Here is a 25,823-nt window from a genome sequence, read left to right as displayed (position 1 = left end):
AGTCTAAACATTTTCCGGTAGCGGCCGATACTCTTTTTTTATGCCCAGAAATATCTCGCTACCGGAAATAATATCATGCTGAAAACGCTATCGATTCGTACCGGCTTGCTCTCTTTACTGGCCGTTATGACCCTTCTGCTGCTGATTGTCAGCGGCATTGGCATTTATGCCCTCACACAGAGTTCTTCTTCGCTGCAGCGCATTAATCACCTTCAGGGTGAGCAGATGGTGCAGCTTAATTCAGGCTATACGCTGATCCTCCGCGCGCGCAATGAAGCGGGTCAGGCCGTCCGCATGATGGAAATCGGCATGCTGGACGATGCGGCCAGCGCGGTAAAAAACATCAATCAGGAAGTTGCCCTGGCCCAGAAAACGCTGAAGGGCGTGATCGACGGCGGCGTGGCTGACGAGCAGGGGCAGCAGCTGCTCGATAAAGTGGCAGCCAGCCTGGCGGCGTATAACCAGCAGGGGATCAACCCGATGCTGAAAACCCTCCATGACCAGAGCGCGGACGGGTATTACGACCTGCTGGAGAAGACGCTGATCCCGCTGGCGTCAGCGTTTGATAACGACATGCAGGCGTTTCAGAAATGGAGCGAAGCGCGAGGTCAGGCGGAAGTGAGTGCCGTGCAGGCGAGCAAAACCCGCGTCCTGATCCTGATTATCGTGGCGGCGCTGCTGACGGCGGGCATTATCGTGCTGGCTTGGCTGGCGCTGCGCCATATGCTGCTCAAGCCGCTCTCGGCGTCGATTGCTCAGCTGGAGAACGTGGCGGCGGGCGATTTAACCCATACGCTGGCCGCGCCCGCGAGCCAGGAGTTTAACCGCCTTAACGCGGTCATTGAGGAGATGCGTCAGTCGCTGATGAACTCGGTTCTGCGGGTACGCGATGCCAGCGCGCAGATTGACACCGGCAGCCGCGAGCTGACGCTGGGGAACCGGGATCTCGCCGAGCGAACGGAATCCACCGCCACGTCGCTGGAGCAGACGGCGGCCAGCATGGAACAGATCACCGCCACGGTGAAGCTCAACGCCGATAACGCCGAGCAAGCGCACCAGCTGGCGAAGTCGGTCTCCGACACGGCCGATCACGGCAGCGAAATGGTCTGCTATGTGATTGAAAAAATGCGCGATATCTCCGGCAGCTCGGCGCGCATCGCCGACATCCTGAGCGTGATCGACGGCATTGCCTTCCAGACCAATATCCTGGCGCTTAACGCCTCCGTAGAGGCGGCGCGCGCGGGCGAGCAGGGGCGCGGGTTTGCCGTCGTCGCGGGCGAGGTGCGAAATCTGGCCAGCCGCAGCGCCGACGCGGCGAAGGAGATTCGTTCTCTTATCAGTGATTCGCAAACCCACGTTAACGAGGGCAGCGAGCTGGCCCAGCAGGCGGGCGAAACGATGGATGAGATCGCAACAGAAGTGCTGCGCATGACCAAACTGATGCGTGAGATTGCGACCGCGTCTCAGGAGCAGAGCCGCGGCATTGAGCAGGTTAATATTGCGGTAAACCAGATGGACGAAACCGCGCAGCAGAATGCGGCGCTGGTGCAGCAATCCTCCGCCGCGACCCGCTCCCTTGAGGAGCAGTCGCGTCAGCTGATGGAAGCTATGTCATCATTCAAAGTGACGTCTCAGAACGCGGCATAATATTACCCAGCCCCGGTACGTTCTGTGCCGGGGTTTTATTCCTTCCGGAATTAAGCGCCCCGATATTATCGTGAATTTCGCCCATTAATATTTCCAGCGAGCTGGTTAAGGCTAATGCTTTTTCCGTCGGCTCAAGATATAAGCCTTTGCGGAGAAATAACGGCTCATCAAAGAGTTGATTAAAACGCTTTAATGCCAGACTCACCGCAGGGCGTGACATCTCCAGACGCAAAGAGGCCTTTGCCATGCTGCCGCAGCGGACGATTTCAATAAATACAGGGATAAGATTTAAATCAATGCCGGTATTAGCACGGGAATAATTTTTCATTGCGTTTCTGCTCCACGAAATATCTGTCAAACTGTTATGGAAATAATGCAGGAGCAGTGGCGAATATTAAAGCGTGTTTTTTATAAACACTTATACGGTAAAATATATAAATGAACAGGGGAGTCGGATCGGCTCCCCTGAAGAGAGGGATTACGCGTCCGGGTACTCGCGGATAAAGCGTTCAACGTCTTCAACCATGTGGTTGTTGCCGACGAAGAACGAACGGCGCTGGTGAAGGCTTTCCGGCACGATCTCCAGAATACGCTCTTTACCGTCGCTCGCCTTACCGCCCGCCTGTTCGGCCAGGAACGCCATCGGGTTGCATTCGTACAGCAGACGCAGCTTCCCGTCCGGGTGGCTGGCGGTGCTTGGGTAGAGGTAGATGCCGCCTTTCAGCAGGTTACGGTGGAAATCCGCGACCAGAGAGCCAATATAGCGGGACGTATACGGGCGCTGCGTCGCTTTATCTTCTTCCTGGCAGAATTTGATGTACTTCTTCACGCCGTTCGGGAAGCGGATGTAGTTACCTTCGTTAATGGAGTAGGTATTGCCCTTCTCCGGGAAGCGCATGCGTTCCTGGCTCAGACAGAAAACGCCCAGGGAAGGATCGTACGTAAAGGCGTGTACCCCGCAACCGGTGGTGTAGACCAGCATGGTGGAGGAGCCATAGACGACGTAACCGGCAGCAACCTGATTAATGCCCGGCTGCAGGAAATCTTCTTCGGTCACCGGCGTGCCAACAGGCGTGACGCGGCGGTAGATGGAGAAAATGGTACCGACAGAAACGTTAACATCGATGTTGGAGGAGCCGTCGAGCGGATCCATCAGAACAACGTATTTCGCGTGTTCACACCCTTCGAAAACAACAATTTCATCTTCTTCTTCGGAGGCGATACCCGCAACGATGTCGCGCGCGCGCAGTGCAGCTTTCAGTTTTTCATTTGCGAACAGATCGAGTTTCTGTTGAACCTCGCCCTGAACGTTCTCGGCACCGCTGGCACCCAGGATATCGACCAGACCGGCCTTGTTGATATCACGGTGGATGATCTTAGCGCCCAGCTTTATTGCCGACAGCAAAGCAGTGAGTTCACCGGTAGCATGAGAGAACTCGTGCTGCTTTTCGACAATAAATTCACCTAACGTTTTCATAACACTTTCCCTGCATCTTTGTGAGTAGAGCGATTGTATGTTCACTAAAACGACTAAAGCCCAACAATCTTAACAAATATTCAAATAGTAGCGCAGAGGTGAATCGCGCCAGCAACATACGGATTTACCTGAAATGCGTTTCACAGCCGCTAACATGTGAGTAAAATGTGCGCCACATTGAAGAAGGATAGTGACGTATGCGCATTCATATATTGGGGATTTGTGGCACTTTCATGGGCGGACTGGCAATGCTGGCGCGCTCGCTGGGCCATGAGGTGACAGGTTCGGACGCCAATGTGTATCCGCCAATGAGCACACTTCTGGAGAAACAGGGCATCTCTCTTATTCAGGGCTACGATGCCAGCCAGCTGGATCCCGAGCCGGACCTGGTGATTATTGGCAACGCCATGACCCGCGGCAATCCGTGCGTTGAGGCGGTACTGGAACGCAATATTCCGTTCATGTCCGGCCCGCAGTGGCTGCATGACTTCGTCCTGCGCGACCGCTGGGTGGTTGCCGTTGCCGGTACCCACGGCAAAACGACCACCGCGGGCATGGCGACCTGGATCCTCGAAGCCTGCGGCTACAAGCCGGGCTTCGTCATCGGCGGCGTACCGGGTAATTTCGACGTCTCTGCGCGCCTGGGGGACAGCCCGTTCTTTGTGATCGAAGCCGACGAGTATGACTGCGCGTTCTTCGACAAGCGCTCCAAGTTCGTGCATTACTGCCCGCGCACGCTGATCCTCAACAACCTTGAGTTTGACCACGCGGATATTTTTGACGACCTGAAGGCCATTCAGAAACAGTTCCACCACCTGGTGCGCATCGTGCCGGGCCAGGGCCGCATCATCCTGCCGGAAAACGACATCAACCTGAAGCAGACCCTGGCAATGGGCTGCTGGAGCGAGCAGGAGCTGGTGGGCGAGCAGGGCCACTGGCAGGCGAAGAAACTCAACGCCGATGCCTCCGAGTGGGAAGTGCTGCTCGACGGTGAAAAAGTGGGCGAAGTGAAGTGGGGCCTGGTGGGCGAACACAACATGCACAACGGCCTGATGGCCATTGCTGCCGCGCGTCACGTGGGCGTTCTGCCTGCGGATGCAGCGAATGCGCTGGGCTCGTTTATCAATGCCCGCCGCCGTCTGGAGCTGCGCGGTGAAGCCCACGGCGTCACCGTGTATGACGATTTCGCGCACCACCCAACGGCCATTCTGGCCACGCTTGCCGCCCTGCGTGGCAAAGTCGGCGGTACCGCGCGCATTCTGGCGGTGCTGGAACCGCGCTCGAACACCATGAAGATGGGCATCTGCAAAGACGATCTCGCGCCGTCCTTAGGACGCGCCGACGAAGTCTTCCTGCTGCAGCCGCAGCATATACCGTGGCAGGTGGCGGAAGTGGCCGATGCCTGCATCCAGCCTGCGCACTGGAGCGCGGATGTGGATGCGCTGGCGGATATGGTGGTGAAAGCCGCTCAGCCCGGCGACCATATTCTGGTGATGAGCAACGGCGGTTTTGGTGGGATCCATCAGAAGCTGCTGGACGGTCTGGCGAAGAAAGCGGAAGCGGCCGCCGAGGCGTAAAAAAAAGCCCGGTGGCGCTCACGCTTACCGGGCCTACGTTCTTTTCCCCCTCGCCCCTCCGGGGTGAGGGGAACGGATTACTCTTCGTTCTCAGACAGCTCGCGCAGATACTGGAAAATCAGGCGCGCAGACTTCGGCGGCTTATTCCCTTCTTTCTCTTTCTTCGCGTTGCGGATAAGCGATCGCAGCTGCTGGCGGTCGGCATCCGGCCACAGGTTCAGCACTTCCGGTACGGCGTCATCACCCTGTTCAATCAGACGATCGCGGATCTGCTCCAGCTTGTGGAACAGCGCAACCTGCTGGTTGTGGCGGTTTTTCAGCTTGTCCAGCGCCTGGCGGATCGGATCGACATCGCGCTGACGCAGCATTTTCCCGATAAGCTGAAGCTGGCGACGACGGCCTTCTTTTTTGATTTTCTGTGCCAGTTCAATGGCATCGCGCAGATCCTGGTCGAGCGGGATCTTATCCAGCGCGTTTTTACCCAGTTCTACCATTTCCGCGCCAAGCTGTTTTAACTCTTCGGCGTCACGTTTAATTTCACTTTTACTGACCCAGATGATCTCATCATCTTCGTCTTCGATGTCATCACCGGGAACGTCGTCGAGCCAGTCTTCGGGCTGCTTAGTCATGTCAGGCTCCTTAAAAAAAGAGGCTAATGTTACCAGTTAAGACGCGCACTGAAAAACGGTTCTCTGTTAGACTTCAGTTAACTCTCTCTTACAGTATGGCATTTGCGATGAAAGTAACCTCACAAGTTGAAGCGCAGCGTAAGATTCTGGAAGAAGCCGTCTCCACCGCGCTGATGCTTGCTTCAGAAAAATCAGATGGCGCCGAAGTGGCGGTCAGCAAAACCACCGGCATTAGCGTGAGCACCCGCTATGGCGAAGTGGAGAATGTTGAATTCAACAGCGACGGCGCGCTGGGTATCACGGTATACCACCAGAATCGCAAAGGCAGTGCGTCATCCACCGATCTCAGTCCGGATGCCATCGCCCGTACGGTGCAGGCCGCGCTGGATATCGCCCGTTATACCTCACCGGATCCTTACGCCGGCGTGGCGGATAAAGATCTGCTGGCGTTTGACGCGCCGGATCTCGACCTGTTCCATCCGGCGGAAGTGACGCCGGACGAAGCGATTGAGCTGGCCGCGCGCGCCGAGCAGGCGTCCCTGCAGGCCGACAAGCGCATCACCAATACCGAAGGCGGCAGCTTTAACAGCCACTACGGCATCAAAGTCTTCGGCAACAGTCACGGCATGCTGCAGGGTTACTGCTCTACCCGCCACTCGCTCTCCAGCTGCGTCATCGCCGAAGAGAACGGTGACATGGAGCGCGACTACGCCTACACCATTGGCCGCGCGCTGGGGGATTTGCAGTCTCCGGAGTGGGTAGGCAAAGAGTGTGCCGAACGCACGCTGTCTCGCCTGTCGCCGCGCAAGCTCTCCACCATGAAAGCGCCGGTGATTTTTGCCAACGAAGTGGCGACCGGTCTGTTTGGCCATCTGGTGGGCGCTATCGCGGGCGGCTCCGTTTACCGTAAATCGACCTTCCTGCTCGACTCGCTGGGCAAGCAGATCCTGCCGGAATGGCTCACCATCGAAGAGCATCCGCACCTGCTGAAAGGCCTGGCCTCCACGCCGTTCGACAGCGAAGGCGTGCGCACGGAGCGTCGTGACATCGTGAAAGACGGCATTCTGACCCAGTGGCTTCTGACCAACTACTCCGCGCGCAAGCTGGGGCTGAAAAGCACCGGGCACGCGGGCGGCATTCACAACTGGCGCATTGCCGGGCAGGGCCTGAGCTTTGAGCAGATGCTGAAAGAGATGGGCACCGGTCTGGTGGTGACCGAGCTGATGGGTCAGGGCGTCAGCGGCATCACCGGCGATTACTCTCGCGGCGCGGCGGGCTTCTGGGTTGAAAACGGCGAAATCCAGTATCCGGTGAGCGAAATTACCATCGCTGGCAATCTGAAGGACATGTGGCGCAATATCGTTACGGTCGGTAACGATATTGAAACACGCAGCAATATACAGTGTGGTTCTGTATTACTCCCGGAAATGAAAATCGCCGGACAATAGAGATAGCGTTTTGTTGATAATAAAAAAGGAAGTGAGCAATGCGTAAACATCTGTTAGCGATCGTCGCGGCTTCAACGCTGGTTCTTGGCTCTTCTGCGTTTGCTGCCGATCTTGAAGACGACATGGGCATCCTCGGGCAAAACCTGAAGGTGGTGCAGAAAACCGACAATGCGGCGGAAATGAAAGACGCGCTGACCAAAATGCGTGAAGCGGCGCTGGACGCACAAAAAGCGACGCCTCCTAAACTGGAAAGCAAAGCGGCAGACAGCGCAGAGATGAAAGACTACCGCCACGGCTTTGACGTGCTGGTCGGCCAGATCGACGGCGCGCTGAAGCTCGCTAACGAAGGCAAAGTGAAGGAAGCACAGGCGGCGGCCGAGCAGTTTGTGACGACCCGTAATACGTATCACAAGAAATACCGTTAACCGATCGCGCATCTGACAAACAACCAGCGGGGGCCAGTGGCCCCCGTTTTTTTTGCGCGGTAATAAGTAAACCCTATTGCCATCACATTTTTGCGTCACCACGCCTGAACGTTTTCGCTTCCCCGGCGCGCGTTTTGCCGCTGGAATACGTGATATTCATCACGCAAATGCCGTGAATAATCCAGATTCACCGTATTTATGTGGCACAGATCACTGCTGCGGCTCCCCTTTCCACTTCGAAGTGGAAAACAACTCGCTACAAACAATTCCCCCCCAACGTTAGTTTTATTCCAGAGCCATTAACGGGGTAAGACCAGTGATTAACGGAGCGGTAATGAACGACGTTGGGGAACAGGCAGAGCAAACAGAACAGCTCGCGAACACCATGCTGCAGCAGGTTTATGCCCTGCTGGCCCGGAACAACATCATCCCCAATGCGGTACAGGAGCAGATGCTTACTTCCCACGTGCGCGCCATGGCGCACCGGTCCGTGACCGGCGAGCCGCTGCCGGAGGTTGAAGCAGAGCTGTTTGACGAAATTTCACCGGATTCAATGCGGCTTGCCCGTGAAGTGGTGGCGCAGTTTGGCAACCTTCCAGATGAAGAGGCCTGGCTGCTCTCCGTTCACTTTGAAGTCGCGAAAGACAACCTTTAAGGAGCAACACATGGAACAGATTACAGTCGTGATTGGCGATCGCCTGGGTAAAGGTCAGAAAGTGGCGGCCGGTGTGGAAAAAGCAGGTGGACGCGCGGTTGTCGTACCGGGCATGGCGGCAGACATGAAGCTCGGCGACGTGATGAAAGCGGAAAACGCCACCTTCGGCATCTCCTTCTGCGGCAGCGGCGGCGCGGGTGCCATCACCGCCCAGACCAAATATGGCTACAAGGCCAAATACGGTATGCGTTCCGTGGATGAAGGCGTCACCGCCATCAACGAAGGCTGCAACGTGCTGGGCTTTGGCTTTATGGATAAAGAAGAGCTGGGCGAGCGTCTGGTACAGGCGTGGCAGAAAAAATACGGCGCATAAGCATGAAAGAACAGTTCACAACCACGGTGAGAGTGAAGGGGAAGGGCGACGCCAAAGCGCGCGCCTTTGCCGACGCGCTCAACCACGTTCAGGCCGCGGTGATGAAAGCCTCACCGCATATCTTACTGCGTATTGAGCCACAGGATGTGCAGGTCGTTCAGGCGCAAGAAGCGGTGCGAAAAGAAGCGTTTCTGTTCTTCTTTCTGCGCCGGGAAAGACGCACCTACAGCGTGGAGCTGGATGTGACCGTCAACGTGACCGCCATCAATCTCGACCAGGTGGATTTCGTCACGCAACGCTGATTATTCATAAAAGGGCAGACTGATGTTCTTAATTATATTAATAAAATCGCTCATCATCGGCGGCCTGGTAGGCGTCGGTGTCGGGGCCGGGGCTGCACGCATGTTTCATGCGCCTACCACTCAGGGTATGGGCGCGTTTCGTACGTTGGGGGAACTGAACTCCTGCGAAGGGGATCCGGCGTCCCACTTCTCCTTTGGGTTAGGCTTCTTCTTTAACGCCTGGGCCTCTTCCGTGGCCGCAGGGGCTTTCACACAGGACGTTGACCACCGCATCATCCCGAACTGGGGTGCTGCCGCGCTGATGATCAAAAACCGTAACGTCGGCGAAACGCTGCACGATCCGCGCAAAATGGCGATTGCCTGCGGCGTGATCGGCATGATCGTCGTGACCTTCCTTAACCTGACCGCCTCCTCCGTGCCCGCTGCGCTTCAGGTCACCGCCGTGAAGGTGCTGGTGCCTGCCGCGAACCTGCTGGTCAACACCGTGATGCCGGTGATCTTCTGGCTGGCGGCCATCGACGCGGGTAAAAAATCGGGCTTCTGGGCCACCATCTTTGGCGGCGCGGCGCAGCTGATTATGGGCAACGCCGTACCGGGCCTGGTGCTGGGGATCCTGATCGGTAAAGGCGTGGAAGAGAGCGGCTGGAACCACGTCACCAAAGTGATGATGGCGGCGATCGTTCTGCTCTTCGTGCTGAGCGGCTTCTTCCGCGGCTTCGACATGAAGATGATCGAATCCTTCCATCTGACCGTGCCGAACTGGCTCGACATGATCCACAACTCGCTCAGCGGTAAATAACAGGAGCCTCGACATGGAACAGAATAAAGGTTTTTGGTATGCCGACTGGTCGTTCCCGATCTTCGTTGGCCTGCTCTCCTCCGGCGTGTTTGCCGGGACGCACATGTACTACCTCTACGGCATCGGCGCGTTTAACGAAGTGGCCTTCGTGGCGATGCTGAAAGCGGGAATTGACACCGGCGTTTACGGCGCGGTGGCGGCGTTCGGCGCGAGCTTCCTGTTCGCCCGTATTATCGAAGGCTCGCTGGTCGGTATTCTCGACATCGGCGGGGCGATCCAGACCGGCGTGGGCCTCGGGGTTCCGGCGCTGCTGCTGGGCGCGGGGATCATGTTCCCGGTGACCAACTTCATTGCCGCGCTGATCACCGGCCTGGTGATTGGCCTGGCGATTGGCTACGTCATCATCCTGGCGCGTAAGTTCACCATCAACCAGAGCAACTCCACCTACGGCGCAGACGTGATGATGGGGGCGGGCAACGCTTCCGGTCGTTTCCTCGGACCGTTGATTATCCTCAGCGCCATGACCGCCTCCATTCCGATTGGCGTGGGTTCTCTGCTGGGTGCGCTGCTGTTCTACATCTGGCAGAAGCCCATTACCGGTGGCGCTATCCTCGGCGCAATGATTCTGGGCTGGCTGTTCCCGGTAGCCCTTTAATACCCGCGGGCGCTCCGGCGCCTGCCTTTTCAGGAGATCCTCATGTTTGATTTACTCCTGCGCCGTGCGCGCCTCGCCGACGATACCCTGACCGACATCGCCATTCAGGACGGGAAGATCGCCGCGACGGGCGACATAGACGCTCCCGCCCGCAAAACGGTGGAGCTAAACGGTGACGTATTCGTCAGCGCAGGCTGGATTGACTCCCACGTACACTGCTACCCGAACTCCCCGATTTACCACGACGAGCCGGACAGCGTGGGCGTTGCCACCGGCGTGACCACCGTGGTGGACGCGGGCAGCACCGGGGCCGACGACGTGGACGATTTCTACGCGATTACCCGCAAGGCCTCCACCGAGGTCTTTGCCCTGCTGAACATCTCCCGCGTGGGGCTGATTGCCCAGAACGAGCTGGCCAACATGGCCAATATTGACGCCGACGCGGTGAAGCAGGCGGTGACGCGCCACCCTGATTTTATCGTCGGCCTGAAGGCGCGCATGAGCAGCAGCGTGGTCGGTGACAACGGCATCACGCCGCTGGCGCGCGCCAAAGCCATTCAGAAAGAGAACGGCGACCTGCCGCTGATGGTGCACATTGGCAACAACCCGCCGAACCTCGATGAAATTGCCGAGCTGCTGAGCTCCGGCGACATCATCACCCACTGCTACAACGGCAAACCCAACCGCATTCTGACGCCCTCCGGCGAGCTGCGCGCCTCCATCACCTCCGCCCTGAAGCGCGGCGTGCGTCTGGACGTCGGCCACGGCACGGCGAGCTTCAGCTTTGAGGTGGCAAAACGCGCCATCGCGATGGGCATTCTGCCGCACACCATCAGCTCGGACATCTACTGCCGCAACCGCATCAACGGCCCGGTGGGCTCGCTGGCGAGCGTGATGTCGAAATTCCTCGCCAGCGGCATGTCATTGCCGCAGGTGATTGACTGCGTCACGGCGAACGCCGCCGACGGCCTGCGCCTGACGCGCAAGGGCCGCATTCAGCCGGGTCTCGACGCCGACCTGACGCTATTCATCCTCAAACGTCAGCCGACGGTGCTGACGGATGCCGAAAACGACAGCCTGCAGGCTGAACACATTCTGGTGCCGCTTGCTGCGATCCGCGCGGGCAAGGGCTACATGACCGAACAAGGGAGCACGGAACATGCCTTCGATTTATGAGAAGTACCGCTTGAAGCAGGTTATCAACACCTCTGGCCGCATGACGGCGCTGGGCGTCTCCACGCCGCGTCCGGAGGTGGTACAGGCGGCGATGGACGGCATGAATCACTATTTCGAGATGAAGGATCTGGTCAATAAAACCGGGGAGTACATCGCGAAGCTGCTGGACGTGGAAGGGGCGACGGTGGTCTCCTGCGCGTCGGCGGGCATTGCCCAGTCCGTGGCCGCGGTGCTGGTGAAAGACAGCGACTGGCTGCTGGAAAACCTGCACGTCACCCCGATTGAGAACAACGAGATCGTCCTGCCGAAAGGGCACAACGTGAACTTTGGCGCGCCGGTGGGCACCATGGTGGCGCTTGGCGGCGGCAGGCTGGTGGAAGCGGGCTACGCCAACGAATGTTCCGCCGATCAGCTGGCGGCGGCGATTACCCCGCGCACGGCGGCGATCATGTACATCAAATCTCACCACTGCGTGCAGAAAAGCATGCTCAGCGTCGAGCAGGCGGCGGTTGTCGCACGTAAACACGACTTGCCGCTCATCGTCGATGCCGCGGCGGAAGAAGATCTGCACGCGTACTACCGCGCCGGCGCGGACCTGGTGATCTACAGCGGTGCGAAGGCGATCGAAGGCCCCACCAGCGGGCTGGTGATCGGCAAGACCCAGTACGTTGAGTGGGTGAAGCGCCAGACGGCGGGGATTGGCCGCGCCATGAAGGTGGGTAAAGAGGGCATTCTTGGCCTGACCTGCGCCATCGAACACTATCTGACGGCCACCAAAGAGAGCGGTGCCGAGATGGTGGCGAAAATGACGCCGTTTATCGAGGCGCTCAACACCCTGAACGGTGTGACCGCGCGCGTGGTCTGGGACAGCGCCGGACGCGACATCGCCCGCACCGAGATTAAATTTGACGAAGCCACCACCGGCGTCGGCACGGGTGACCTGGTGGCGAAGCTGAAGCAGGGTGAATACGCCATTTACTTCCGTGGCTACAAGGCCAACGAAGGGATTATCGAAGCGGATGTACGCAGCGTGAATGCTGACCAGCTGAACATTGTGTACCGCCGCATTAGTGAAGTATTAGGACAGGAGAAAAACGCATGAAACTGACCCCCAACTTTTACCGTGACCGCGTCTGTCTGAACGTGCTGGCTGGCTCAAAGGCCAACGCCAGCGCCATCTACGAGGCGGCGGAAGGCCACGTGCTGGTGGGCGTGCTCTCCAAAAATTACCCGGACGTGGCGAGCGCCGTTGCCGATATGCGCGAATACGCGAAGCTGATTGATAACGCGCTCTCCGTTGGCCTGGGCGCGGGCGATCCGAACCAGTCGGCGATGGTGAGTGAAATCTCCCGCCAGGTGCAGCCGCAGCACGTTAACCAGGTCTTTACCGGCGTGGCCACCAGCCGCGCGCTGCTGGGGCAGAACGACTCCGTGGTCAACGGTCTGGTCTCTCCGACCGGTACCGTCGGGATGGTGAAAATCTCCACCGGCCCGCTGAGCAGCGCAGCTATGGACGGCATTGTGCCGGTGGAAACGGCGATTGCTCTGCTGAAAGATTTCGGCGGCAGCTCTATCAAATACTTCCCGATGGGCGGCCTGAAGTGCCGTGACGAGTACAAAGCGGTGGCGGAAGCCTGCGCCCGTCACGACTTCTGGCTGGAGCCGACCGGAGGTATCGATCTGGAAAACTATGAGGAGATCCTGCAGATCGCCCTCGACGCGGGCGTGAGCAAAATCATCCCGCATATCTACAGCTCGATTATCGACAAAGCCAGCGGCGATACGCGTCCGGAAGATGTGCGTACCCTGCTGGCGATGACGAAGAAGCTGGTGAAGTAGAACTCACACCTATACAGGAGCCACCATGCACACCCGTACCTTGCTTGTCGCTTCACTCTCAATGTTCGCCACCGCCGCTGTCGCCCAGACGCAATACGCCTGGGTGGGTACCTATAATCCAAACGGTGAAGGGCTGTACCGTTTTACTGTTAACCCGCAAACCGGCGCGCTGAACGATAAAACGCGGGTAAGCAAACTGCCGAATGCGGCGCAGTTGACCCTTTCACAGGATGGCAAAACGCTGTATCTGGCAAGCGAAGTGGAGCAGGGCGTGGTGCAGGCGCTGCGCGTCGGCGATAACGGTGAGCTGAGCGAGCTCAGTCAGGTGGCCTCCGGCGGTGCCGGGCCTGTGTATCTCTCCCTGACGCCGAACGGCCAGCATTTGCTGGTGGCGAACTATTTCAGCGGCTCCATTGCCGTTTTACCCGTTAACGCAGACGGCAGCCTGGGTGACGCCACGGACACACATCAGGATCAAGGCGAACCGGGCGCGGCGAAGCCGGAAGCTGCCGTCGAGGGCAGCTTCGCGATCAGCGATCATAACGGCCCCCATGCGCATATGATCGCCGCCGATCCGAGCGGGAAATACGTTTTTTCCACCGATCTTGGGCTGGATCGCATCTACCAATACCGCTTTGACGATCGGACAGGAAAGCTGACGCCGAACGATCCGCCGTTTATCAGCGCCTCCTCGAAAGGCGCCGGGCCGCGCCACTTTGTCTTTACGCCGAAGGGCGATGCCCTGTGGCTGATTAACGAAGAGGCGTCTACGCTCACCCGGTATACCGTGAATACCAACGGCACCCTGAAAGAGGGTAAAACGGTTTCTGCCCTGCCGGAAGGTTACAAAGGCACCAGCTTTGCTGCCGGGCTCGCATTAAGCGCCGACGGTAAGCAGCTGTATGTGGCTAACCGTTTGCATAACAGCATCGGGCACTTTACCGTAACGGCGGAGGGCACGCTGACGCATCAGGACGATGTGTGGACGCGCGGTGACTACCCGCGCACCCTGACGCTCGATAAGCAGGGGCGCTGGCTGTACGTCATGAACCAGCGCAGCGACAACATTACCCGCTTCCGCGTGGCGCAGGACGGGAAATTGAGCTTTGAGCCAGACTATACCCCGGTCGGCAGCCCATCCCAGATGGTCATTTCACCTTAAGCCGTAAGAGGACAACGACGTGCGATTTCCGAACCAACGTTTGGCGCAACTTTTCGACCTGTTGCAAAACGAGACGCTGCCGCAGGACGAGCTGGCGCAGCGGCTGTCGGTCTCCACGCGAACCGTCCGTGCGGACATCACCGCCCTGAACGCGCTGCTGGCCAGCCACGGCGCGCAGTTCATCCTGAGCCGGGGCAACGGCTACCAGCTCAAAATTGAGGATGCCGAGCGCTATCAGCAGCTTCAGGCATCCCACCCGCGCGCGCTGCGTATCCCGCGGACCGGGCCGGAGCGCGTGCATTATCTGGTGGTGCGTTTTCTGACCTCGGCGTTTTCGCTTAAGCTGGAGGATCTGGCGGACGAGTGGTTCGTCAGCCGCGCCACGCTGCAAAGCGATATGGCGGAGGTGCGCGAGTGGTTTCATCGCTACAACCTGACGCTGGAAACCCGTCCGCGCCACGGCATGAAGCTGTTTGGCAGCGAGATGTCGACCCGCGCCTGCCTGACCGATCTGCTCTGGGAGCTGGCGCAGCAGGACAGCCTGAACCCGCTGGTGACCGACGTGGCGCTGAATGCGGGCGTGGCGGAGCAGATGGTGCCGGTGCTGCACGACGCCTTGACCCGTCACCACATTCGCCTGACCGATGAAGGCGAGCTGTTCCTGCGCCTGTACTGCGCGGTGTCGGTACGTCGCATCAGCGAAGGTTACCCGCTGCCGGAATTCCATGCCGAAGACGTGGAAGAGAACGTGCGCGAGGCGGCGAAGGATATCGCGGTCACCCTCCAGCAGCTGGCGGGCAAGGCGCTTTCGCCGTCGGAGGAGAGCTGGCTGTGCGTGCACATTGCGGCGCGGCAGATTCAGGAGATCGCGCCCAGCGCCATTAACGCTGACGACGACGAGGCGCTGGTCAACTACATCCTGCGCTATATCAACACTCACTATAACTACAACCTGCTCAGCGACGCGCAGCTGCACGCGGACCTGCTCACGCACATTAAAACCATGATCACCCGCGTGCGGTATCAAATCATGATCCCCAATCCGCTGCTGGATAACATCAAGCAGCACTACCCGATGGCGTGGGACATGACGCTGGCTGCGGTGTCGAGCTGGGGCAAATACACGCCGTATGTGATCAGCGAAAACGAGATTGGCTTCCTGGTGCTGCATATTGGCGTCGGGCTTGAGCGCCACTACAACATCGGCTACCAGCGTCAGCCGCGCGTGCTGCTAGTGTGCGACGCCGGTAATGCCATGGTGCGCATGATTGAGGCGGTACTGCAGCGTAAATACCCGCAGATTGAGGTGACGCGCACGCTCACCCTGCGCGAGTACGAGCTGGCGGAAACCATTAGCGAAGACTTTGTGATCGCGACCGCCCGCGTCAGCGAAAAGTCGAAACCGGTGGTGATGATCGCCCCGTTCCCGACCGACTACCAGTTAGAGCAGATTGGCAAACTGGTGCTGGTGGACCGCACCCGTCCGTGGATGCTGGATAAATACTTCGACGCGGCCCATTTCCGCATTATCGACAAGCCTATCGATCAGCAGACGCTCTTCCGCGAGCTGTGTGAACAGCTTGAGGCCGAAGGCTTTGTCGGCGCGGAGTTTCTGGATTCGGTTGTTGAGCGTGAAGCTATTGTCAGCACCATGCTCGGCGACGGCATCGCGCTGCCGCACTCCCTCGGCCTGCTGGCGCAGAAAACGGTGGTCTACACCGTGCTCGCCCCGCACGGCGTGCAGTGGGGCGACGAAACCGCGCACGTTATCTTCCTGCTCGCCATCAGCAAAAGCGAGTACGAAGAGGCGATGGCGATTTACGATATTTTCGTCACTTTCCTGCGCGAGCGGGCGATGTCACGGCTCTGTAGCTGCGAGGATTTCGCCGGGTTTAAGGCGGTGGCGATGGAGAGTTTGAGTCGTTTTTGAGAGGCGTTATCCAGAATTCGATGTAATGCGAATGTAATGCTAAACTGCATTACACATTCGATTTTTCTGGAGGCATAATGGCCACGCTAAACGTCCGTCTGGATGACAAACTCAAAAACGAGGCTTATGCCGTGCTGGAAAAACTCAATATTACCCCAACGGAAGCGGTGCGATTGCTGTTTCAGTACGTTGCTGAAACGGGGCGCATGCCGGTGAAAACGGTCACGATCAGCGACAGCGAAGATGCGCTGATACAGACAGTCCGGGAGCGACTGGCTAATCCGCAAAAGGGAATAAAGGTTAGTCTGGATGACTTATGAACTGGAATTTGACCCGAGGGCGTTAAAGGAGTGGAGCAAGCTGGGGGATACGGTCAAAAACCAGTTTAAGAAGAAACTTGCCGGGGTATTGGCAAATCCCCGGGTCGAATCGGCCCGCCTGCATAATCTGCCTGATTGCTACAAAATCAAACTCAAGGCGTCTGGCTATCGCCTGGTTTATCAGGTTCAGGACAGCGTTATAACGGTATTTGTTATCGCCGTTGGGAAAAGAGAGAAATCAGCCGCTTATCACGACGCAAATAAACGGCTTTAGCGTTCATCGCAAATGATGCACAACCTGGTTGCTGCTGCCGCGCCAGATGAGCGCCGGGTCTTTTAAATCCTGCACGAACTTGCCGTCGACCAGCACGTTAATCAGATCCACGACTTCCATTTGCTGCGCATTCAGTTCTTCCAGCTTGTAGCCCGTCCAGACCCAGATATCTTTTCCCGGACACTCTGCGCGAATGCGCTTCACCAGCTTCAACATATCCGGCACGTTTTGCGGGTGCAGGGGATCGCCGCCGGAGAGCGAGATCCCCTGGCGTTTGATGCGCGTGTCGTTCAGGTCGTTGATGATTTTATCTTCCATCTCCGCGGTGAACGGCATGCCGGAATTGAGTCGCCATGTGCTTTTGTTGTAGCAGCCGGGGCATTCGTGGACGCAGCCTGAAACAAACAGGGTGCAGCGGGTGCCGGGGCCGTTGACGATGTCGACAGGGTAGTACTGGTGATAGTTCATTGCGAATAACCACGCCGGGTGGCGCTGCGCTTACCCGGCCTACAAAAGAGAGCGGTCCGTAGGCCCGGTAAGCGCAGCGCCACCGGGCATTAACGTGGCAGCGGATTAACCGATCTGCCCATTTCCCAGATGCTTCACGCGGCGCTTCACTTCTTCCTGTTTGCCAGCGTTAAACGGACGGGCGTCCGGGCTGCCGAGATAGCCGCATACGCGACGGGTCACGGAGACGCGAGCCGCATCGTGGTTGCCGCATTTCGGGCAGGTGAAGCCCTTGCTCGTACACTCGAACTCACCGGTGAAGCCGCACTCGTAACACTCATCAATTGGCGTGTTGGTCCCGTAATACGGCACGTGCTGGTAGCTATAGTCCCACACGTCCTCCAGCGCCTTCAGGTTGTGCTGAATGTTCGGGTACTCGCCGTAGCAGATGAAGCCGCCGCTGGCGATCGGCGGATAGGCCGCTTCGAAGTCGATCTTGTCGTACGGGTTCACCTTTTTCTCGACGTCGAGGTGGAAGCTGTTGGTGTAGTACCCTTTATCGGTCACGCCTTCCACAATCCCGAACTCGGCGGTGTCCAGGCGGCAGAAGCGGTCGCACAGGTTCTCGCTTGGGGTGCTGTACAGGCTGAAACCGTAGCCGGTTTCCTCTTTCCACTGGTCTACCGCGTCGCGCAGGCGCTGAACGATGGCGATGCCTTTCTCACGCAGGGCTTCGCTGTCGTACATGTGCGTGTCGCCAAACAGGGCGTTGATGGTTTCGTGAATGCCGATATAGCCCAGCGAAATCGACGCGCGGCCGTTTTTGAAGATCTCGGATACGTCATCGTCCGCCTTCAGGCGCACGCCGCAGGCCCCTTCCATATAGAGGATCGGCGCCACGCGGGCTTTGACCCCTTCGAGGCGCGCAATGCGGGTCATCAGCGCCTTACGCGCCAGCTGCAGGCGCTCATCCAGCAGTTTCCAGAATTCAGCTTCATTACCTTTTGCCTCCAGCGCGATGCGCGGCAGGTTGAGGCTGATCACGCCCAGGTTGTTACGCCCGTCGTGGATCTGCTCGCCGTTTTCATCCTCGTACACGCCGAGGAAGCTACGGCAGCCCATTGGCGTTTTAAACGAACCGGTGACTTTGACGACCTGATCGTAGTTCAGGATGTCCGGGTACATGCGCTTGCTCGCGCACTCCAGCGCCAGCTGTTTGATGTCGTAGTTCGGGTCACCAAACTTGTGGTTCAGGCCGTCGCGAATCGCGAACACCAGTTTCGGGAACACGGCGGTTTTACGGTTTTTGCCGAGGCCGGAAATACGGTTGCGCAGGATCGACTGCTGGATCAGGCGTGATTCCCAGCTGGTGCCCAGCCCAAAGCCGAAGGTTACAAACGGCGTCTGGCCGTTGGCGGTGTGCAGCGTGTTCACCTCATATTCCAGCGACTGGAAGGCGTCGTAGCACTCTTTCTCGGTACGGGAATGCGCATAGCCGTCCGCGTCCGGAATCTGCCACTCTTCGGCGGTTTTACGGTGCTTGTTGAAGCTCGCCGTCACGAACGGGGCCAGCACTTCGTCAATGCGGTTAATGGTGGTGCCGCCGTAAATATGGCTGGCGACCTGAGCGATGATCTGCGCCGTGACCGCGGTAGCCGTGGAGATCGACTTAGGCGGTTCAATCTCCGCGTTACCCATTTTAAAGCCGTGGGTCAGCATGCCTTTCAGATCGATCAGCATGCAGTTGAACATCGGGAAGAACGGCGAATAGTCGAGATCGTGGTAGTGGATCTCGCCGCGCTCGTGCGCCGAGACCACGTCGCGCGGCAGCAGATGCTGACGGGCATAGTGTTTGGCGACGATACCGGCCAGCAGGTCGCGCTGGGTGGGGATCACTTTACTGTCTTTATTGGCGTTTTCATTGAGCAGGGCGGAGTTGGTCTGCTCCACCAGGCCACGGATCTCCTGGTTCAGACGGCCGCGCTTCTCGCGCTGCACGTCGCGATCGTGGCGGTACTCAATGTAGGCGCGCGCCAGCTGCTTGTAGGGCCCTGCCATGAGCTGGTTCTCAACCGCGGTCTGGATCTCGTTGATATCAACCTGGCTGCGTTCAGTCATCTGGCTGCTAACGACTTCTGCGACGGTGGCGCAGTAATCTGCGTCATCGACTCCCGCTGCTTTAGCTGCACGCAGAATGGCTTCCTGGATGCGCTCTGATTTAAACGGCACTTTACAGCCATCACGTTTCATCACATGCGGTGTCATGATCACTCCATTTTTAAAAACAGGTTATCCACAGAGGTGGAGAAGTATTCACCGGACGCATTTCCCGCCAGGCCAAAGACTTCCCGCGTTCCCAGCTCGTGTTATCCACAATTCCGGCCAGCGTAAGCGCCGTCTTGTTGTTGGAATAGTAGACGATAAATACAAGATGTTGGGTCGGCGTGCATTTTAAATGCTACATATAGTGATTTGCATCAAACATGTTTGCGATTTATTTGATGCAGAACAAAGTAAAAAGACGAGAGTACAAACGACGGGCGCTTCAGCGATTGTAAAGGCGGGCGAGAAAAATCTGATTGATTATTCAACAAAAACAAGCGCTCAGCACGGTGTGTGCTAAGCGCTGTTCATTTAACTCCCCCCGCAGACCCAGCTCAGTCCCGCCTGCAAAAAGGCTGCGGTTGCGATACTGCCCAGCACCACCGGGATGAGAAAGGAGCGTTCAGGAGCATCGTCCTGTTTTTGTGGTTCTTCAGCACTCAGCGCGGACATCGCCTCTTCCCGGGTGCGCGCCGCCAGCAGTCGCTCACGCACCCGATCTTCCGTCAATAAACAGGTCAGCGTCGTCAGCAGCTGCATATGGGTACTCCCTGCTTCCGCGGGCGGAATGGCGAGCAGGAAAACCATTCTCACCTCTTCGTCACCGTCCAGCCCGGGCCAGCGTATCGGGTCGTCAAAGAGCGCCAGACAAAATGCCGCCTGCTGCACCGCCTCGGTTTTACCGTGCGGGACGGCGAGCGCCTCACCCAGCGCGGTAGGACCTTCACTTTCGCGTTGTAACACGCTCTGGATGAACGTTTCTTCATCACTGATGATTTTTTGCCTGGCGAGCGGTTCGGCGAGCCAGCGTATTAGCGCTTCAGGCGAACGGTGCGGCGGGTTGATAAAAACCAGATCGGGATGCGTCAATGCAAGCAGGTTCATATTAAGCCTCCATTAAAAAATCGCAGGTCGCGAAAGGGGGAATAGCCGTTACCGGCTGCACCGGCTCTTCCAGATAGTTGATCTGACGAAACCCCTCCAGGCTTGCCGGGACGGGAACGGGCTCCGTGCCGGCGTTAAACACGCGAACGACCGTACCCTGCGACTGCTGCGCATGGGGCAAGGCAGAGAGGATGAGCGGCTCCGGCAGGTTCAATAATGAGAATTCTGCCGGAAGCCTGCGGTCGGGCAGACGCAACGAAAAGCGCTCAAGGCGGTGATCGAGCGTATGCAGCGTTTGCCGCTGATAGGTGAAGGGCTGTCCCGCTGTCTGGTTTTCCAGCTGGCGAAGCGTGAGGTGATCGGCGTTGTCGGCCAGCGCGACGGTGAAGGAGAAGCGCAACGGTTTCAGCAACTGGGCATCGGGGGTCTCGACCACCGTATTATTGATGCCGGATGCCCGGCCCGGTCGCCAGTCGAGATCGCTGCGCCCCAGTACGCCCGTGGATTTAAACAGCGTCAGGGCAATCGCAGCCGGCGCGCTGCCGATTATCTGAAACTCCTTCATGCCGCGGCTGTTCACCACCAGCGCTTTGCCCGCTTCCGCAACTGCAATGATTCCCTCGCTGGTTTCGATATCCACGGGCATTTCGCGATAGCGTTTCTGCCACTCTTCAGCGTGACACCCCGTTTCGCGCTCGATGATCGCGAAGGGCTGCGAGGCGATTGCGTGGCGGGTGTGAATATCGCTGTTAATCAGCAAACGTAGCCGGTGATCGCAGTGGCTGTTTTCCAGCGAGCTGTCCACATACAGGTTCGGATCGTGATCGCGTAATTCACACGCCAGACGAAGGGATAACGGCGTTCGGGCATTTTCCTGACGGTCTGCGAGATCCGGCGGAAGATGCAGGGTGGCTTCCACGATCAGCTTTTCGACAAGCGGCGTTTTCAGGCAGTCGACGAGCGTGAACTGGTCGCTCCGCGTCGGCGTGTCGCCCGCAAGCGGTGAGAAATCGTAGCTGTCGCCCGCATCCGCGCAGTCTTCGAGAGTAAAGAAAGAGGGAATGCATCTGCCGCTGCGTTTGTCGTGCAGGGTGAGCGTTCCGGCGTCCAGCGTTAATCGATAATGCGCATTCTCTATCTCGCTGCCCTTTGTCTGTTCCTGCTGCTGGAAAGGCGCCGGGTCATCGTTAACGTTAACGCTGAGATAGCCGACCGGCGGCAGAACCGGTGTCTTCACAGCAACGTGCCAGCGATAATAGGGAGGAAGGGGCGTTTCACATTCGCCTTCAGCGCTAAGGGAGATCGCCGTTCCGCCGGGCAGAATGTCTCTTTTCAGGACGTCGAAAGAGATGGGCTGCCCCTGATATGTCAGGGCGATATTATCAGCACGGCTATACAGGGTGGTTATCACTACGCGCTGCGTTGGGGTGCCCAGCGGGTTGAAAATCAGCAGGTCATTTTCCTGAGCGCAGGCGGCGGCCAGGGTTTTTACCACCAGGTTCCACAGGCTGTGGCACAGCTGTTCGGTTTGCTCCAGCCGATGCAGTATGTCGCGGTTGGTGGTATCGCTATTACAGCCGCCGATAGAGTCGTGGGCATGGCTTCGCAACAGCTTCTTCCAGAGCGTATCGACCACAGAGAGGTTGACCGCAATCCCCTGATGGCGAGCCATAGCGATTGTCGGCTCCAGCTGCCGCAGGATGAACTGCTCCACCTCATCATTTTTCTTTTTTATGTCGTAGCGCACGGAGCCGATCGTTTTATGGATGCGGGTGTAGCGCGGCGATTTCAGCTCCCCTTCCCAGCCTTCAAACTGTTCACGCTGCGCGCGCAGAATGTCGACGTAGCGCTCCAGCGAACTGATAACGTATCGATCCCCATCGGGAGAGCGTGCGCTGGCGACCTGCAGAATTTCCGGCAGCGCCGGGTCGATGCAGACCTGATCGCCGCCGCAGGGGAGGAGCAGGTCGTTTATCCCGGCCCGTGAACGCAGGAGATTGACCATCGGGAAGATTTTTCCCTGCAGATGGCTCGCGTCTGAACGCATGTTTTTAGCTGCGCCATAACCGAATGCCATCGCGCAGGCGATAACGGTCGCCCCAGACGGCGCGCGCCAGAGGAACTGGCTGCTTTTCGCTTGTCTGTCGTGATCGATGCCGCGCCAGAAGACGATATTGTCGATATTGCAGCCCTGCAAAATGGTGGGCATCTGAGCATTGTGGCCAAAGGTGTCCGGAAGGTACCCGACCTGCATAGCATGCCCCAGCGCGCGGGCGGCGAAAATGCCATACTTGAGATTGCGAATAATGGATTCGCCATGCACGTTGTAGGTGTCCGTCTGGGTATACCATGGCCCCACAAAGATTCTTTTCTCTTTGACGAGGGTTTCCAGCCTGGCGCGATAATCGGGATTGATGGCGAGAAAGTCCTCCACTACCGCCATCTGTCCGTCAAGGTGATAGCAGCTGTAAGCGGGCTCCAGCTCCAGCGTGTCGATGACATCCGCAAAGTTATAGGATGCCAGCACCATGCTGTCCTGACGGGTGAAATACCACTCCTGATCCCAGTGCGTATGGGCAATGACGTGGATCTGATTCATGACGTTCCCCTTACCTGGCGTTCTTTGGGCTGACATAGAGCACGCCCAGGGCGCAAATCAGTGCGCCAATAAAGACGCTCGCCAGGTAGCCCACCACATTGGTTGCCAGCGGCCAGCCCCAGATGGCAGGCAGAGGCAGCGTCTGCTTCACGCCAAGTGCAATGGCGATTAGCGCGCCGGCAACGGCACCGGTCATGAACACCGGGATCAGACGTGGGTTTTTCAGGATGAACGGGATCGCGCCTTCGGAGATCCCAATCACGCCCAGCAGCAACGAGGTACTCCCGACGGTTTTCTCTTCCCGGCTGAAGACATCCGGTAGTCCAAAGCGGCCGTTGAGAAACGCCGCAAAGCCGACGCCAATAGAGGGGATCACGATGGAGAGTTCGCGGGCGGTGAGATCAAACGTTTCGCTCATGCCATTCAGGCCGAGCGCGACCGAGCCTGCCGCCTTGTTGACCGGACCGCCCAGGTCGAACGCGGTGCCCGCGGCGATCATCGCGGAATAGAATCCGCGCCCGGTGTCACCTGCCGAGGTAAAAAAGACCACCATCAGCTGGTTAAGCGAGCCAAAAATCGGGTTGATCAGGTATTCCATGACCATCACCAGCGTAATGCCGGTGATCAGCGGGACGATCAGCATGGTCTTAATGGTGGTGAGCTGCTGGCGGACGTGAATGGAATCATTCAGCCAGCGCACCAGATAGCCTACAAAGAAGCCGATGCCAATCGCGCCAAAGAAGCCGGACGGCATAAAGCCGTCGATATCGAAGAAGCGCTTGTAGACCTCGTCTGACATGATGCCGCCGATAAGCCCGGGGATCAGCGCCGGTTTGCCGGCAATGGAAAATGCCAGATACATAGCGAAAACCGGATACATGAACTTGATGGTCATAAAGCCCACTTTATCCAGCACGCTGAACGGCGAATGTTCGATGTTAATAAACTGGCCGGTAATTTTAGCCGTCGCCATCATCAGCCCGCCCATGACCACCACCGGCAGCATATAGCTGATGGCTGCCATGATATGGCCGATAAAAATCTGGTAAGCCGAACGCTGAAGATCGTCTTCATGTACGACAGTGGTGATGCTTTTTTCCATGGCCAGCGCCTGACGCAGATAGCGATCGGTATGCTTGATCAGCTCTTGCGTACGGGTCTGAAGGTGAGGAATGTTTTCAAAGCGCTCGGCATCCTGAATGGGGACGTCGGTTGCCAGAATAATGGCCGTGGCGGAGGCGATGTCCTGCTTCGTTAAGCGGTTTTTAACGCCGTCGCTGCCCTGCGTTTCGACCTTAACCTCAATATTGTGCGCTTTAGCCCATGCAATAATTTTATTCGCCGCCATAAAGGTGTGCGCAATGCCCGTCGGGCAGGCTGTTACCGCGACAACTTTTTGTTTCGTCATTGTCATAATTCCCTGGATGTGAAAACAGGGAAAGTATAAAGAGAACCTAAACCGGTTTTTAATGTTTGCTAATACTAATTACGTATCGTGATACGCGTAAATGCAATGTGTGAAGCGTCTTCCAGAGACTATTTTCCCGTTGTGTTAATATCATGCCGGGATTAAACAGGGCGTAATTTATGAATTCATTCCAGGGAAGTGAACGTTTGATATTTGAATACATTCAGCATCACGCATGTAATATTTCTAATATATCGGCAAAAGAGATTGCCCGTGATACCTTTACGACGACAACTTCCGTTAATCGTGTGTGTAAAAAAATGGGCTATAAAAGTTATACCGAGCTTCGGTATCGTTTTTTGCGCGATCATTTTACACCCGCACCCGTAGAGCCTGACGTAGGGCCGCAGGCGGACGATATTGTGGCGGAGGTGTCCGGGTTGCTTACCCATTCCAGCCATATCTATCTGTACGCACGGGGAGCCTCGCTCACCAGCCTCAATTACCTGTCGCGCTTTTTATCGCTGGCGAGCCTGCCGCACCTTATTTTGAATGATATGCACCAACTGACACGGGTATCGAAGGGGACGCTGGTGCTGATCAGTAAATCCGGGGAGACGCAGTCGCTGATTGAAATGGCGCGTAACGCGTTGCGCAAAGGGTTAAAGATTATTGCGATTACCCGCGAGGGATCGACACTGGCGGCGATCTCATCGCTATGCTGGCCGTTACCGATCGACATTAACGCGGTATCGCTGTATCAGCGGGAAGGGCAGCTTGAACTGTTAAGCGCCGTGGACCGTATCGGCTGCAGGCTGCTGCAGCACGATACGGTGTAGTCAGACCGTCAGAGTTGCTTCACTATCCCCAGACGTACGGCATAATCATTTTCATGACTGCCATCGGCAGTGATGTAGGTTTTATCCAGTGAAACCAGCTCGACGTAAGGCGTCCAGCCATCGTCGAGCTTGTAGTTGAACGCAACGGTATGCTCCCAGTAGGTGTCATCCCCGGTTCCCTGATCGACATCATCCTGCCAGCGGAAGCGCGGGTTGTAGGACATACCGAATTTGCCAATGTTATACGCGAACCAAATGTCGAACTGGTGTGACTGGCGGCGGGTGTAGCCGCTGCCGTCTACTTCTTTGTCGCTGTGTGCGTCATTAACGGTGTTATAACGGTAACGGGCGGAGAGGTTCAGACCGTTATCGAACGCTTTCCAGCCCTGAATAAAAGGGCGGTAATGGGTATTGCTGGCGGTGAAAACCGTCACCATGCCAGGCGCAACGGCGAAGCCATTACCCAGATCGAAGCGCCAGCGCGTTTCAATCTCCTGTGCTGCTTCCGTTAAGGAAGGTGCGAATAAGTCCGAGATGTGAGATCATCGTGTTGTAACCTGAACCCAGAATGAGTAACCGGATGAGCCAGCAACTGACTTTTGCCGACAGTGAGTTTTCCAGTAAACGCCGCCAGA

General features: G+C 57.5%; 25 protein-coding genes and 1 pseudogene. 17 read left to right on the top strand and 9 right to left on the bottom strand.

The window, feature by feature from the left end; all coding sequences use genetic code 11:
* Positions 1-75: 75 nt before the first annotated feature.
* Complete coding sequence (locus ACOTXT_RS17895) at positions 76-1,647, top strand: methyl-accepting chemotaxis protein (protein ID WP_333165562.1); 1,572 nt, start codon at positions 76-78, stop codon at positions 1,645-1,647.
* On the opposite strand, the gene ACOTXT_RS17890 is transcribed toward ACOTXT_RS17895, so the two are convergent.
* Both ACOTXT_RS17890 and fbp read right to left on the bottom strand, forming a co-directional pair.
* Positions 1,619-1,975, bottom strand: coding sequence for a LysR family transcriptional regulator (locus tag ACOTXT_RS17890; protein WP_333165565.1), 357 nt, complete (start codon positions 1,973-1,975; stop codon positions 1,619-1,621). The genes ACOTXT_RS17895 and ACOTXT_RS17890 overlap by 29 nt on opposite strands.
* Positions 1,976-2,125: 150 nt before the next feature.
* Complete coding sequence (fbp, locus tag ACOTXT_RS17885) at positions 2,126-3,124, bottom strand: class 1 fructose-bisphosphatase (RefSeq protein WP_008501416.1); 999 nt, start codon at positions 3,122-3,124, stop codon at positions 2,126-2,128.
* A gap of 197 nt (positions 3,125-3,321) precedes the next feature.
* Between fbp and mpl the strand changes: the two genes are divergently transcribed.
* Positions 3,322-4,701, top strand: a complete 1,380-nt coding sequence (mpl, locus tag ACOTXT_RS17880) for a UDP-N-acetylmuramate:L-alanyl-gamma-D-glutamyl-meso-diaminopimelate ligase (RefSeq protein WP_023326571.1) — start codon at positions 3,322-3,324, stop codon at positions 4,699-4,701.
* Between the two features lie 77 nt (positions 4,702-4,778).
* Here mpl and yjgA read toward each other — a convergent pair whose 3' ends face one another.
* Positions 4,779-5,330 (bottom strand): ribosome biogenesis factor YjgA, encoded by a 552-nt coding sequence (gene yjgA, locus ACOTXT_RS17875; RefSeq protein WP_008501414.1) that lies wholly within the window; start codon positions 5,328-5,330, stop codon positions 4,779-4,781.
* Positions 5,331-5,425: 95 nt separating this feature from the next.
* Here yjgA and pmbA point away from each other — a divergent pair, with 95 nt between their 5' ends.
* From pmbA to ACOTXT_RS17805, 14 genes are all read left to right on the top strand, one after another.
* Positions 5,426-6,778, top strand: coding sequence for a metalloprotease PmbA (pmbA, locus tag ACOTXT_RS17870; protein ID WP_150148006.1), 1,353 nt, complete (start codon positions 5,426-5,428; stop codon positions 6,776-6,778).
* 38 nt (positions 6,779-6,816) lie between these two features.
* Positions 6,817-7,203 (top strand): cytochrome b562, encoded by a 387-nt coding sequence (gene cybC / locus ACOTXT_RS17865; protein ID WP_008501412.1) that lies wholly within the window; start codon positions 6,817-6,819, stop codon positions 7,201-7,203.
* Between the two features lie 316 nt (positions 7,204-7,519).
* Positions 7,520-7,858, top strand: a complete 339-nt coding sequence (locus ACOTXT_RS17860; RefSeq protein WP_025911967.1) for a glycine dehydrogenase — start codon at positions 7,520-7,522, stop codon at positions 7,856-7,858.
* A 10-nt stretch (positions 7,859-7,868) separates the two neighbouring features.
* On the top strand, positions 7,869-8,231 hold the full coding sequence (locus tag ACOTXT_RS17855; RefSeq protein ID WP_006810339.1) for an SFCGS family glycine-rich protein: 363 nt from the start codon (positions 7,869-7,871) through the stop codon (positions 8,229-8,231).
* 2 nt (positions 8,232-8,233) lie between these two features.
* A complete protein-coding gene (locus ACOTXT_RS17850) occupies positions 8,234-8,533 on the top strand; it encodes a DUF4312 family protein (RefSeq protein ID WP_006810338.1) in 300 nt (99 codons plus the stop codon).
* A gap of 22 nt (positions 8,534-8,555) precedes the next feature.
* On the top strand, positions 8,556-9,332 hold the full coding sequence (locus tag ACOTXT_RS17845) for a DUF4311 domain-containing protein (protein ID WP_008501408.1): 777 nt from the start codon (positions 8,556-8,558) through the stop codon (positions 9,330-9,332).
* Between the two features lie 13 nt (positions 9,333-9,345).
* Positions 9,346-9,987 (top strand): DUF4310 family protein, encoded by a 642-nt coding sequence (locus ACOTXT_RS17840; RefSeq protein ID WP_008501407.1) that lies wholly within the window; start codon positions 9,346-9,348, stop codon positions 9,985-9,987.
* A gap of 42 nt (positions 9,988-10,029) precedes the next feature.
* Positions 10,030-11,163: an amidohydrolase/deacetylase family metallohydrolase gene (locus ACOTXT_RS17835; RefSeq protein WP_333165573.1), complete on the top strand. Its 1,134-nt coding sequence runs from the start codon at positions 10,030-10,032 to the stop codon at positions 11,161-11,163.
* Positions 11,147-12,265 carry a DgaE family pyridoxal phosphate-dependent ammonia lyase gene (locus ACOTXT_RS17830; RefSeq protein WP_032664559.1) on the top strand — a complete coding sequence of 373 codons (1,119 nt, stop codon included), beginning with the start codon at positions 11,147-11,149 and terminating at the stop codon, positions 12,263-12,265. Before ACOTXT_RS17835 ends, ACOTXT_RS17830 begins: the two co-directional genes overlap by 17 nt.
* Positions 12,262-13,002, top strand: a complete 741-nt coding sequence (gene dagF / locus ACOTXT_RS17825) for a 2-dehydro-3-deoxy-phosphogluconate aldolase (RefSeq protein ID WP_021240686.1) — start codon at positions 12,262-12,264, stop codon at positions 13,000-13,002. Before ACOTXT_RS17830 ends, dagF begins: the two co-directional genes overlap by 4 nt.
* A gap of 25 nt (positions 13,003-13,027) precedes the next feature.
* Positions 13,028-14,164, top strand: coding sequence for a lactonase family protein (locus ACOTXT_RS17820; protein WP_333165577.1), 1,137 nt, complete (start codon positions 13,028-13,030; stop codon positions 14,162-14,164).
* A 19-nt stretch (positions 14,165-14,183) separates the two neighbouring features.
* The gene (locus ACOTXT_RS17815) at positions 14,184-16,094 is read left to right on the top strand and encodes a BglG family transcription antiterminator (RefSeq protein WP_023326576.1); all 1,911 of its coding nucleotides are present in this window, start codon (positions 14,184-14,186) and stop codon (positions 16,092-16,094) included.
* A gap of 77 nt (positions 16,095-16,171) precedes the next feature.
* Positions 16,172-16,414: a type II toxin-antitoxin system RelB/DinJ family antitoxin gene (locus tag ACOTXT_RS17810; protein WP_008501400.1), complete on the top strand. Its 243-nt coding sequence runs from the start codon at positions 16,172-16,174 to the stop codon at positions 16,412-16,414.
* Positions 16,404-16,688 (top strand): type II toxin-antitoxin system RelE family toxin, encoded by a 285-nt coding sequence (locus tag ACOTXT_RS17805; protein ID WP_008501399.1) that lies wholly within the window; start codon positions 16,404-16,406, stop codon positions 16,686-16,688. The genes ACOTXT_RS17810 and ACOTXT_RS17805 overlap by 11 nt, the downstream gene beginning before the upstream one ends.
* A gap of 3 nt (positions 16,689-16,691) precedes the next feature.
* On the opposite strand, the gene nrdG is transcribed toward ACOTXT_RS17805, so the two are convergent.
* The 5 genes from nrdG to ACOTXT_RS17780 all read right to left on the bottom strand — a co-directional run bounded on the left by nrdG (position 16,692) and on the right by ACOTXT_RS17780 (position 24,349).
* Positions 16,692-17,156 carry an anaerobic ribonucleoside-triphosphate reductase-activating protein gene (gene nrdG, locus ACOTXT_RS17800; RefSeq protein ID WP_023326577.1) on the bottom strand — a complete coding sequence of 155 codons (465 nt, stop codon included), beginning with the start codon at positions 17,154-17,156 and terminating at the stop codon, positions 16,692-16,694.
* A 105-nt stretch (positions 17,157-17,261) separates the two neighbouring features.
* Positions 17,262-19,400, bottom strand: coding sequence for an anaerobic ribonucleoside-triphosphate reductase (nrdD, locus tag ACOTXT_RS17795; protein WP_023293422.1), 2,139 nt, complete (start codon positions 19,398-19,400; stop codon positions 17,262-17,264).
* Positions 19,401-19,769: 369 nt separating this feature from the next.
* Positions 19,770-20,342, bottom strand: coding sequence for a fructose PTS transporter subunit IIA (locus tag ACOTXT_RS17790; RefSeq protein ID WP_032655196.1), 573 nt, complete (start codon positions 20,340-20,342; stop codon positions 19,770-19,772).
* A 1-nt stretch (position 20,343) separates the two neighbouring features.
* A complete protein-coding gene (locus ACOTXT_RS17785; RefSeq protein ID WP_055322100.1) occupies positions 20,344-22,941 on the bottom strand; it encodes a glycoside hydrolase family 38 C-terminal domain-containing protein in 2,598 nt (865 codons plus the stop codon).
* Between the two features lie 10 nt (positions 22,942-22,951).
* On the bottom strand, positions 22,952-24,349 hold the full coding sequence (locus ACOTXT_RS17780; RefSeq protein ID WP_071787691.1) for a PTS fructose transporter subunit IIC: 1,398 nt from the start codon (positions 24,347-24,349) through the stop codon (positions 22,952-22,954).
* A gap of 179 nt (positions 24,350-24,528) precedes the next feature.
* Here ACOTXT_RS17780 and ACOTXT_RS17775 point away from each other — a divergent pair, with 179 nt between their 5' ends.
* The gene (locus ACOTXT_RS17775; protein WP_023293418.1) at positions 24,529-25,188 is read left to right on the top strand and encodes a MurR/RpiR family transcriptional regulator; all 660 of its coding nucleotides are present in this window, start codon (positions 24,529-24,531) and stop codon (positions 25,186-25,188) included.
* Between the two features lie 8 nt (positions 25,189-25,196).
* Here ACOTXT_RS17775 and ACOTXT_RS17770 read toward each other — a convergent pair.
* Positions 25,197-25,700: pseudogene (locus ACOTXT_RS17770) on the bottom strand (oligogalacturonate-specific porin KdgM family protein); the annotation flags it as partial.
* Between the last annotated feature and the right edge of the window lie 123 nt (positions 25,701-25,823).

Source organism: Enterobacter cloacae complex sp. IR5422, from assembly GCF_049238165.1.
Taxonomy (GTDB): Bacteria; Pseudomonadota; Gammaproteobacteria; order Enterobacterales; family Enterobacteriaceae; genus Enterobacter; species Enterobacter roggenkampii.
Note: the sequence above shows the minus strand (reverse complement) of the source record. Positions and strands in the feature narration are given on the sequence as shown.